Source organism: Ruegeria sp. YKSD163, assembly GCF_059612905.1.
The window spans coordinates 18527-28815 of the sequence record NZ_JBXWRM010000034.1 but is presented as its reverse complement, the minus strand read 5'-3'; the positions used below and the strand labels follow the sequence as shown (position 1 = coordinate 28815).

At 57.2% G+C, this 10289-nt stretch carries 8 protein-coding genes and 6 pseudogenes; 9 read left to right on the top strand and 5 right to left on the bottom strand.

Annotated elements, in window-relative coordinates; genetic code table 11:
• Positions 1 to 193: pseudogene (locus tag AC2FNA_RS23355) on the bottom strand (IS6 family transposase); the annotation flags it as partial.
• Between the two features lie 248 nt (positions 194 to 441).
• Here AC2FNA_RS23355 and AC2FNA_RS23350 point away from each other — a divergent pair.
• Positions 442 to 813, top strand: coding sequence for a bactofilin family protein (locus tag AC2FNA_RS23350; protein WP_496830716.1), 372 nt, complete (start codon positions 442 to 444; stop codon positions 811 to 813).
• A gap of 13 nt (positions 814 to 826) precedes the next feature.
• On the opposite strand, the pseudogene AC2FNA_RS23345 reads toward AC2FNA_RS23350, so the two are convergent.
• A pseudogene (locus AC2FNA_RS23345) lies at positions 827 to 1245 on the bottom strand (acyl-CoA transferase).
• Positions 1246 to 1345: 100 nt separating this feature from the next.
• Here AC2FNA_RS23345 and AC2FNA_RS23340 point away from each other — a divergent pair.
• The 3 genes and pseudogenes from AC2FNA_RS23340 to AC2FNA_RS23330 form a co-directional block, all read left to right on the top strand.
• Positions 1346 to 2599, top strand: coding sequence for an MFS transporter (locus tag AC2FNA_RS23340; protein WP_496830714.1), 1254 nt, complete (start codon positions 1346 to 1348; stop codon positions 2597 to 2599).
• 81 nt (positions 2600 to 2680) lie between these two features.
• Complete coding sequence (locus AC2FNA_RS23335) at positions 2681 to 3541, top strand: hypothetical protein (RefSeq protein ID WP_496830712.1); 861 nt, start codon at positions 2681 to 2683, stop codon at positions 3539 to 3541.
• Between the two features lie 334 nt (positions 3542 to 3875).
• Positions 3876 to 4049 (top strand): annotated as a pseudogene (locus AC2FNA_RS23330) (transposase); the annotation flags it as partial.
• Between the two features lie 74 nt (positions 4050 to 4123).
• On the opposite strand, the pseudogene AC2FNA_RS23325 reads toward AC2FNA_RS23330, so the two are convergent.
• Positions 4124 to 4372 (bottom strand): annotated as a pseudogene (locus AC2FNA_RS23325) (integrase core domain-containing protein); the annotation flags it as partial.
• A 132-nt stretch (positions 4373 to 4504) separates the two neighbouring features.
• Here AC2FNA_RS23325 and AC2FNA_RS23320 point away from each other — a divergent pair.
• From AC2FNA_RS23320 to AC2FNA_RS23300, 5 genes and pseudogenes are all read left to right on the top strand, one after another.
• A pseudogene (locus AC2FNA_RS23320) lies at positions 4505 to 5416 on the top strand (DDE-type integrase/transposase/recombinase); the annotation flags it as partial.
• Positions 5417 to 5555: 139 nt separating this feature from the next.
• Positions 5556 to 6275 carry an ImmA/IrrE family metallo-endopeptidase gene (locus AC2FNA_RS23315; protein ID WP_496830718.1) on the top strand — a complete coding sequence of 240 codons (720 nt, stop codon included), beginning with the start codon at positions 5556 to 5558 and terminating at the stop codon, positions 6273 to 6275.
• Positions 6170 to 6430 (top strand): annotated as a pseudogene (locus tag AC2FNA_RS23310) (transposase); the annotation flags it as partial. The gene AC2FNA_RS23315 and the pseudogene AC2FNA_RS23310, both read left to right, overlap by 106 nt.
• Before the next feature lie 142 nt (positions 6431 to 6572).
• Complete coding sequence (locus AC2FNA_RS23305; protein WP_496830710.1) at positions 6573 to 6785, top strand: hypothetical protein; 213 nt, start codon at positions 6573 to 6575, stop codon at positions 6783 to 6785.
• Complete coding sequence (locus tag AC2FNA_RS23300) at positions 6782 to 7327, top strand: hypothetical protein (RefSeq protein ID WP_496830708.1); 546 nt, start codon at positions 6782 to 6784, stop codon at positions 7325 to 7327. Before AC2FNA_RS23305 ends, AC2FNA_RS23300 begins: the two co-directional genes overlap by 4 nt.
• Before the next feature lie 381 nt (positions 7328 to 7708).
• Here the strand turns inward: AC2FNA_RS23300 and AC2FNA_RS23295 are convergent, their stop codons facing one another.
• Both AC2FNA_RS23295 and AC2FNA_RS23290 read right to left on the bottom strand, forming a co-directional pair.
• Positions 7709 to 9130 (bottom strand): O-antigen ligase family protein, encoded by a 1422-nt coding sequence (locus AC2FNA_RS23295; RefSeq protein ID WP_496830706.1) that lies wholly within the window; start codon positions 9128 to 9130, stop codon positions 7709 to 7711.
• A 48-nt stretch (positions 9131 to 9178) separates the two neighbouring features.
• On the bottom strand, positions 9179 to 10228 hold the full coding sequence (locus AC2FNA_RS23290; protein ID WP_496830704.1) for a hypothetical protein: 1050 nt from the start codon (positions 10226 to 10228) through the stop codon (positions 9179 to 9181).
• Positions 10229 to 10289 lie beyond the last annotated feature (61 nt).

Below are 10289 nucleotides of genomic sequence, written 5' to 3'. Positions count from 1 at the left end.
TTTGGGAGGCGAACATCGGGCCGAACCTGTTCCACCAGAACCGCACGGATTCATGGCTGATGTCGATCCCGCGCTCATGCAGCAGATCCTCGACATTGCGCAGCGACAGTGAAAATCTGACGTACAGCATCACCGCCAGGCGGATGACCTCGCGGCTCGTCTTGAAGTATTTGAACGGTTCAGGCTTCGTCATCCCAATTAGCTTCTCAGGCCCCCGCCCTGTCGCAAGCCAAGTTCCCCTGACACCACCGCGGCGTTCCATAGACGGTCTCGAACGCAAGCGCCATCTGCGCCCGCGCCCCTTGGGCTCGTGCCATGGTGTTCTCCTTTATCAGGAATGTTTTGGTCTATCTTTCGGGGGACGGAGGCCGCTAAGGTCTCAGAATGCCGTTACTTCGGCGATGCTGGCCATGCCAGTAGGCCGTTCGAGGATTACAGACCATGTCGCAGACCGACCCATCATCGCATTCTCAAACACCGACCGGCCAACGCGGCGGTCGATCGCATCTCGCCGCAGGAACAAAACTTTCGGGCGATCTCACGGTCCCGGGGTTCATGGAACTGTTTGGACATGCCGACGGTACGATTGTCGCCGACGGCATCGTGATCCAGGATGGTGGGTCGGCCGTCGGTGAGCTGCGTGCCCGAAGTATCGCGATCAAGGGTAGTTTCGAGGGTCGGATCGTCGGCGGTGACGTCCGACTGCAATCCAGCGCTCGCGTGTCCGGAGAAATTTCCTACTCGAAGCTCGTCATCGAGGCCGGGGCCGAAGTGAATGCGGCCTGTTCCCGCGCATCGCAGGGCAGCACCTGACCTCCGGTTTCTGTCAAGTCAGCGGATCGGCCGTGGAATAGTGCAGCACCACCGGGATCATGGCCGCCTTCAGGCTCGCCGCGCCCTCGACCGGCAGATCAACCGGCGCGACGCATCCGCCTCGACCCAGTCGCAGAGCCCGCCCAGAGTGCGGTCAGCGACAAGCGCAGCGCCGATGCTGGCAGTCAGCGTATCGAAGGCGGCGTCACGGTCGCCGCCCTGCACGACAGCCTCGATCTCAGCGCGGTGCTGGTAGTGGAAGGCGAGCGGTGACAGCGTCACCTCGGGCTCGCCCGGCTCGCCATCCCGCAGGATCAATAGACCTGCAGGCGGCACGCGCTCGGGCAGGACCTCACCTCGGAGCACGGTGGCGGGCACCGCCGACAGCCGCGCGTGCAGCGCTGTGAGGATGGTTTCGCGGGTGGTGGGCATTGTTGTTCGCTAACCTGCAGAGACACAAAAAGTCGGGGCGGAGGCTTAAGCGGACCTATGGGAACTCAGCCTCAATCGAGCGCGAGGCCAAAACGCTTGCATGCTTCTCGACTTTGGACTTAGCTTGGCTGAGACACGCCGCAGATCACTTCACATCGTATCGTTGTCTTGGAGGAATTCTCTCTTGCCGAAGCGATGGGTTGTTCTGTTTGTGCTGTTTTTCGCCCGAACGGTCATGGCTATCCAGTTCCAGTCCGTTGCGGCGCTTTCTCCGTTCATCATGGACAGCCTCGCGATAACGCTCACGGAGATAGGAATCCTGATCGGTCTCTTCTCGGGACCCGGTATCATTGTCGCGGTTGCAGGCGGTGCGGTTGCAAGCTGGTTTGGTGACAAGCGGACAGTCACCGCAAGTCTGGTGCTCATGGTCATCGGCGCGGCGATATTCATGACAACGACGACTCTTGCATGGGCTGTTGCCGGTCGGATCATTTCAGCCATTGGCGGGCTGGTTCTCAACGTTCTGATGACCAAGATGGTGATCGACTGGTTCGCCGGGAGGAATGTTTCAACGGCTCTGGCGATCTTCATCAGTTCCTGGCCCGTCGGGATCGCGCTTGGTCTGCTGATACTGCCGCCAATCGCCGCCAACGCAGATTTACGGACAGCCTGGATCGCCCTGACGATCCTCACCGTGGCGGCCCTTCTGCTTTTCGCCTTCGTCTACAAGGTACCGCCCGGCGCGGTAGCAAGTAACGCGCGGATCAGCTTCTCCGCTCTGCCCTGGACGCCATTGGCATGCGCCGCGGTTCTGTGGGGCCTCTACAATTGCGCATTCGCAATGATCTTCAGCTTTGGCGCCCTTGTTCTCGCTGAGCGCGGAATGCCGGTCATCGCGGCCAGTTCCGCGATCAGCTTTTACATCATTGCGGCCACGACATCGATTCCGGTCGGCGGATGGCTGGCGGATCGGACCGGAAAGCCCAATCGGATCATCCTCGTAAGTCTGGTTGGCGGAATGCTCGTCTTTCCGGCAGTATTTTTTCTGCCAAACAGCTTCTTGCTTGCCGCACTCGTGCTGGGCGGCCTGCTGGCCGGGCTGGCGCCCGGGCCCATGGTTGCCATGCCCGGCCTTATCCTTGCGCCCGACATGCGCACTTTCGGGACCGGCGTGTTCTACTCCATGTATTATGTGCTGATGATGATCGCCCCGGCCTTGGCGGGCGTCCTTGCCGATTACATCGGCAATGTGAGCGTCGCCTTCGTACTGGGTGCCGGCATGATGCTGCTCGCGATCTTTGCGCATTGGGCGTTTCGGCTAACAGCCTCTGCGCCGCAGGTCGCGGGATCATGATCCGGCCATCGAGTCAGAAGAAGACAAAGCCGCGTGGCTCACAGGCCTGGCCCGAGCAATGACGGCCTGCGAGGAAAGGCTATGACAGACCGTGGTTTCGCAGAGACCGAGAATGGCAGAATTCTGACCGGGATGGCCCGAAACTGCCGCATGATCTTTTTCACCGGGCTGCCAGCGTCCGGCAAATCGTTCTTTCTCCGCGCGCTCCTCTCGATCGCAGGGGATGCCGGGCGCCGCGTGCATTTGATGCGCTGGGATGCGGGCCTGGCAATGTTTCAGACGGATGAAATTCTGGCACGCTACCCGGATGTCGCGGACGGAAGCCACCCGATCGTCCGAATGGCCGCCGGATTATGGGGACGGCAGGCCATTGCGCGCTGGCTGGACATGCATCCGGATCACGCGGACCTTCTTGTCGGAGAGGTCCCCATCGTCGGAAACAGGTTTTCCGAGTTGGTGAAAGTGTTTCCCGATAAGGTTGAGGCCGCCCTGGTATCGCAGGAGACGGCTTTTGTTTATCCGGTGCCGACCAGGGAGATGCGGGTAAAGCTGGAAGCCCTTCGGAGAGAAACCTTCGCGAACCCAAGGCATCCGGATGAGGCCAGGGATGCTCCTCCCGCCACCATGGACCTGGCCTGGAAGCTGACCTGCACGAAGTCCATCGAACTTGGGCTGGTCCAAGCGGCGGAAGGCGAAAGCACGCCCGCATATGACGCGGCATTGTACCGCCTGTTCTTCGACCATCTGCTGCAACACCGGAACGCCTGGGCTCTGGACGTGGACATGTTCTATGCAAGCAGCGGATCGCCCCACGATATTCAGGGCGGGGTTTCGGAAATCTTCGCGTCGCCCGGAGAAGTCGAGGACGCGATAGCAGCGATCGAAGCTGTCATGGACCCCGAAGCCGCCGCCCGAGCGGTCGAAAACTGGTATCGAATGTGATCTGTCTGCGGTGGCCGTCGTGTCCCGCAAGCCGGCGTCACCAGTTTTTGTCCTCCGCCCAGTTCGCCGTAATCAACCCCGGTACGCAATCGAGCGCCCGCTCGGAATGCGGCAAAGCCGCTTGGAGAGCCGGATTGGTCGTGAAAGTCGAACCCTGCATTCGTGCCGCTGTTTCTTTCAGCGGGCTGACAAACTACGCTCCCTGTCGAGGCGAATTACAGGAGAAGACGATGCGCAAAGCCTTTTTCGTCGCACTTGCGGCGGTTTCTATCGGAACTTTCCTGAGTTCCAACCCTGTAAGAAGTCCGGAACATAGAAGGATGCCGCTGACAAGTTGGTCAGGGGGATCAAGCGGAAGACCCGCAAACACTACTCAGCCGAGGAGAAGATCAGGATCGTCCTGGCCGGGCTGCGCGGCGAGGAGAGCATCGCTGCCTTATGCCGCCGGGAGGGGATTGCCGAGAGCTTGTATTATTCTTGGTCTAAGGAGTTCCTCGAAGCGGGCAAGTGTCCGTCGTCAGGGTTTTTCGGACTTCCCGGGCCGTCTTGTAACGGAGGCTCTGGTTCGGTTTCTGTTTGAGTTTAGGCGGCCGCCGCTTGGTGCTGCAACCCGCGTTTTCGGATTGTCTGTTTCTTGATCTCCTCTCTCATCTTCAGGATCTTCGCGCCGCGACCATGGTAGACGTCGGCAGGCTTCAGGTTGGTCAGGCTCTCGTGATAACGGTGGTTGTTATAGTGGTCGACGAAGGCGCCGATCTGCCGTTCCAGGTCACCGGGCAGGAAGTAGTTTTCCAGGAGAACACGGTTCTTCATGGTCTGATGCCAGCGCTCTGTCTGACGTCAGCACCTACCGGACAGATTTAAGGGTTTGAGCAACGGAGGATTTCTGGTTCATCGAAGCCATCATGGAGCGAAGATGAACAAGAAGTCCGGAACATCGAAGGATGCCGCTGACAAGTTGGTCAGACGCTCGCCATGATCGGTATCCCCAGCAGCACCTACTACGATTGGTATGCGCGTTGGGTTGATGGCGGCGTTGAGGCACTGGCGGATCGCTCGCCGCGACCACGATCCGTGTGGAACCGCATCCCGAATGACGTCCGCGAAGCCTTCGTCGAGTTCGCGCTGGACCACGAGGACCTCACGCCCCGGGAACTGGCAGTCAAATACACCGACGAGAAACGCTATTTTGTCTCGGAGTCCTCGGCCTACCGCATTCTCAAGGCCGAGGACCTGATCACGGCCCCGGCGCATGTAGTAATCAAGGCGGCAGACGAGTTCCGCGACAAGACCACCCGGCCCAATGAGCTGTGGCAGACCGACTTCACCTATCTCAAGGTCATCGGCTGGGGCTGGTTCTATCTCAGCACCATCCTCGACGATTACAGCCGCTACATCATTGCCTGGAAGCTCTGCACCACGATGAAGGCCATCGACGTCACCGAGACGCTGGACCTGGCGCTGCAGGCCTCAGGCTGCGATCAGGCCACGGTCGTGCACAAGCCCCGGCTGCTCAGCGATAACGGCTCATCCTACGTCGCGGTCGATCTGGCCGAATATCTCGAAGGCAAAGACATGGATCATGTGCGCGGTGCGCCACACCATCCTCAGACGCAGGGCAAGATCGAGCGCTGGCATCAGACCATGAAGAACCGTGTTCTCCTGGAAAACTACTTCCTGCCCGGTGACCTGGAACGGCAGATCGGCGCCTTCGTCGACCACTATAACAACCACCGTTATCACGAGAGCCTGACCAACCTGACGCCTGCCGACGTCTACCATGGTCGCGGCGCGAAGATCCTGAAGATGAGAGAGGAGATCAAGAAACAGACAATCCGAAAACGCCGGTTGCAGCACCAAGCGGCGGCCGCCTAAACTCAAACAGAAACCGAACCAGAGCCTCCGTTACAAGACGGCCCGGGAAGTCCGAAAAACCCTGACGACGGACAAGGTCTTTCCGAAAGCGCCGATCACCATCGTGAAGGGAATTGCGCTTTCCAAGGGCGTCGAAGGCATGCTGATGCCGCATCCCAGCGGCTCCGGCGAATGGGGCATTGTCTACAACGAGACCATCCGTTCGCCGGGGCGGCGCAACTTCACGCTGGCCCATGAGCTGGGGCACTACCTCCTCCACCGGCAGGCAAACCCGGGCGGGCTCCAGTGCACCAGCCGCAACATGGCCGACTGGGATGAGGCCCGGAACAGGATCGAGGCGGAGGCGAACACATTCGCTTCCTACCTGTTGATGCCCCTCGACGATTTCCGCGCGCAGATCAAAGGCAGGATCGTCGACATCGACGTGATGACCGCGCTTTCGGATCGCTATGCCGTGTCGCTGACCGCCGCGATCCTGAAATGGATGACCATCACCGACAAGCGCGCGATGATCGTGGTCGGCAAGGAAGGCTTCATCGATTGGGCCTGGTCCAGCGAACCGCTGGTGAAGTCCGGGGTTTTCTACCGGGCACGGCAAGAGGTGATCGAGTTGCCGCCCGCCTCGCTTGCTGCGCAAGAGGTGGACGGGGATGAGGGGCGCTACGGCTGCCATCATCCGGCCGGTATCTGGCCCGGCTCTGAACCAGTCCACGAGATGACTGTGTTCTCGCCCAGCAATGACCAGATGACGATCTCGCTTCTGCTCGCGGCTACGACGCCGACTGGTTCAGGGAAGCGTTGCAAGACAAAGGAATACGCGCCTGCATCCCTGGGCGAAGACAACGCAAGAAGACCGTGAAATACGACAAGCGCCGCTACAAGCGGCGCAACCGGATTGAGATTATGTTCGGCAGGCTCAAGGACTGGAGGCGTGTCGCGACCCGCTATGATCGCTGCCCCAAGGTTTTCCTCTCGGCTATCGCGCTCGCAGCACTGGTCATTTACTGGTTATGAATCCTGACCCTAGTTCTTCGAGCGACTTTTTTAGGTCTTCGGGTGTGGAGTGCGGCCATGACATGTTGAGAACAATACGCGAACACCCGCTTCCCCCGCAACGCAAATTGGCTTATGATTTCGGTAAAATCTGGAGGCCAACATGGGCGGTGCAGAAAACAGGCGATATTTCCGCTGGGGCGAGAAGAGCACGACAGCAGGCTTTCTACGCCTACGCGAATGCGAAACACCTGACGCTGTCGCTTCATTTCTCGAAACTTATCGGCCTGCGATTGATGCGCTCGAAGCGCACGCCGCCGCGCGGAACATCCATATCCGCAATCTATTAGATTATAAAAAGGAGCAGTTCAGATGACGTCAAAGCAGGAAGAAAGGGGCAAAACAACAGTTGTTGAGAGCAAACGAAAACCGCCAAAGTTTGAAACCCGGATGCTGGATGACCAGAACGCCGAAAGCGTTTTGACTGGCGACTTCAGCGCTATCCAGACAGCAGCGGCAGACCCGAATGTCTTGGATGGCCTTTTGCATCAGATTGCCCGGCTTGGGTCATACGGAGAGCCGGTCGATGACGCCGCCGCAAACTTTGTCTTGGGTTTTGTCGATGCCATGAAGCCGAGAGACCCAGCGGAGGCGCTTCTATGCACTCAGATGGCCGCAATACACCAAGCTACGATGATGATGGCCAAACGCCTCAACCATGTTGAGAGCATCCAGCAGCAGGACTCCGCAGAGCGCGCCGTGAACAAGTTAACCCGCAGCTTTGCCGCCCAGATGGAAGCGCTGCGCAAGCACCGTAACGGTGGCAAGCAAACTGTGACAGTGCAGCACGTCAACGTAGCGGACGGTGGGCAGGCCATTGTCGGCAATGTGCAGGCGGGGGGTATGCATGAAAAGTGACGCTAACCCCATGCAAAGCGCGCATGACGCGCCCAGATGCAGCGCGAAATCCAAGCGTACCGGAAAGCCGTGTAAAGCCCCTGCGGTGCGCGGTTGGTCTGTCTGCAGGATGCATGGGGCGGGTGGCGGCGCGCCAACCGGTTCGGCCCATCCAAACTGGCAGCATGGGGCGCGGTCAAATGAGTTGGTGGCTATCCGCAAAATCGCCAACCTGATTACTCGAGGCGCGTGATTGCTTTCATAGTGTTTACATAAGTACCCCGGCGCCGCGCACTGTGGGGGGTTATAAACACGCGGCGCCGAGGGAAGCTAACTTGCAGCACGTACCGGCATAAAAACGCGACGCGGACCCGCCTTGCCAGCATCACCAACAATCACTTGTCACTGAAGTGCAGCGTGTGCGGGCACAGCGCCCTGTTGCCCGTCACAGTTGCTAGTGGTGTTAGAGTTTTTTTCTGCATCTAGCGTCGGACTGGTGAGCAAGGCAGCGAGGAGAGCAAGGACTGCTTGAAGTGCAATCGTGCGCAAAGGATAATCGACCAATGAATGCAGCAACAGCAAGACAATCGCGGCAATCGCGGCAAAGCGCAGGGATGAGTCTGTTGTCGAGTAGCTGCGGCGTATCGCTGAGACACACTTCCGGGCTGAGCGGGCCAGCCAACACACAACTGCAAGGGCCAGGAGTAATGCGGGCGCGCCTCCTTCTATCCCAAGTTCTAACCAATCGTTGTGCGCTCGGTTAGCATAGTCAGACCCTAAGGCTGACACTGGTTCGTACCATTGATAAACCGATGCAAATGTACCAAAGCCAGCACCTAGTGGAAAGTGATCCAGAAATGCTTGCCATGAGAACTGGTAAATGATGAACCGATAGTCACCTAAAATGTTGTGTTCGCGATAAATCGCATCAATAACAAAAAAACCTAAAGCAAAAAGAATAAATACAATAATAAATAATAGCAGTCTATTTATGGATTTTTGGCTTTCAATCCTCTTAAAGACTACCTCTCCCATAAACATTAAAAAGATTGCACAACTTGCTAATGCTGTGCCTGCAACCGACCCCGCGATCCTTATGCAAAATAGGAGTATTGTACACAGCATTATTGCACACAACCAAATAAGCAAGCGCGCAAATAGGTTGTTGCCTCGGCAACCAACGGCCATTGCGATTATCAAGGTAATTGACACGTAACACAGTGCCGCCAAATGGTTCGGGTTAGCAAAAAAGCCAACGGCTCTGTACTCATGCCGATGCAGATTCAACACTTGTTCGGCGCTAAACCTTGCCTGGAGTAGACCAACTGCCGCGCTGATCACCGCAAAGGCAATTACCAACAGAACGAGATGGCGGCGATGCCGACGCGACATCTGGATAACGCTGATCAAGATTGCAATCGCTGGGACAGAGGCGAGTATAACGGCGTGTGTCGCTGCCGGATCAAGACTAAGCGGCATCCATATCGTCTGCATGTCCGCCGCTTCAAACCCGCGCCGAATTAACTCGCGGCCTGGCAGGTTTTGCCAAATGATTGGCGGAAGTGGGATAAGCTGCAGTATCGGTAAGACAATGGCACTTGCTGCGATTCCGAGAAGAAATTTCGCGGATCTGTCAAGGGATGCCAGATTAAGTTTCCATGCACTGATAGCAAGCAAAGGAATACACACAAATACTGCGATCCTGTCGTACTCAGACATTCGCCAAGTCGCTCCGCCAAGTGAAAGGCATATGACAAGCGCAGCAGCCGTAAGCAAAAAGAGTGCTTGTCCGGCAGTGCTGCGCTTGGTTCGATCGTAGTTCAATGTGTTTCCTGTGGCGGCGTTGAATCTAACGTGAGGGTCATCATTTTCTCATTTATTTGCAATCGGCCCAAGGTCTTCAAGATGAAGCGGCCCCAAACCAAATAATGCGGGCGCACCAGAGCAAGGGCGGTCGGATTTCGAGCGAGGTGGACGCCCCTCCACGGCAGCCGCGCAACGATTATTCTCCCGGTTCGCACCCATCGTACGCAATACGTTTTGAACGATTTGGGGAGGGCGGGATACGTCAGGTTGATCTGCGGATCTCCTAACCTCATCGGGCTTGGCCTTGGTACTGCTGGCCGCCGCTGGTGCTTTTTGCAAAGCACGATTGACAAGGTTCTTCCAAGACGGCTTCTCCTCTAGGCGCTTAGACAGCACCTCTGCGCCGGCCGGATCCTGTGAGATATACGGAAACGTAGACATGAAGTGGCTTTGCAACGGACCGTAGACACGAAATCCGGCCTCAATATGCACGAATGCTGCATCCCAGTTGCGTTCTTTGAGATGAAATTCGACAAGCCAAGCATTTGCGATGGCGTCGGCTTTTGAACGTTCGGCAGCGAGTTGCATCAATAGCTTGGCTTGCTGGTAATTCTGCCGCTCCTCAGCAACAAATGCGAGAAGCCTCAAAGAGCGATTATCTAAAGGTCTCTTCTGTAGCAATTGAAGCGCGCTTGCTTCGATCGGCTGCTGTGTTTCAAGAGAGTCAACGCCTTGCGCCCGTTGTTCGAATATCGCCCATTGTTGCTCCCGAACATGGGCAATCTCTGGCGAAGGTATGCGAGATACTTCGAGACACAACCATACAGTCGTCGTCATGATGACGAGGAAACGAGCAAACATAGATAATTGATGATAACTCAACATGAAGATTTTTGGGAGCCACTGCCTCAAAACCAATTCTAGTCTAAATTGGCACTTAAACCGGCATTCCCCAAGTAGAACGCCGCCCGATCCATGATGCAGCCACTTTGCGCGCTGATCAAGCTTTTCGGACGCGCTGTGCGGTAGTTCTGGCATCTGAAGCACGAATGGAGCATGATTTTTGGCCTCGGTGGCCGGGTTGATCGGGATACTGATCGACTCCCCTTTGGACAAACCATTCGAGCCGGGTTCGTTTGGATTTTGTCGTCAACGTCATCATGACGAAACCGGTGGC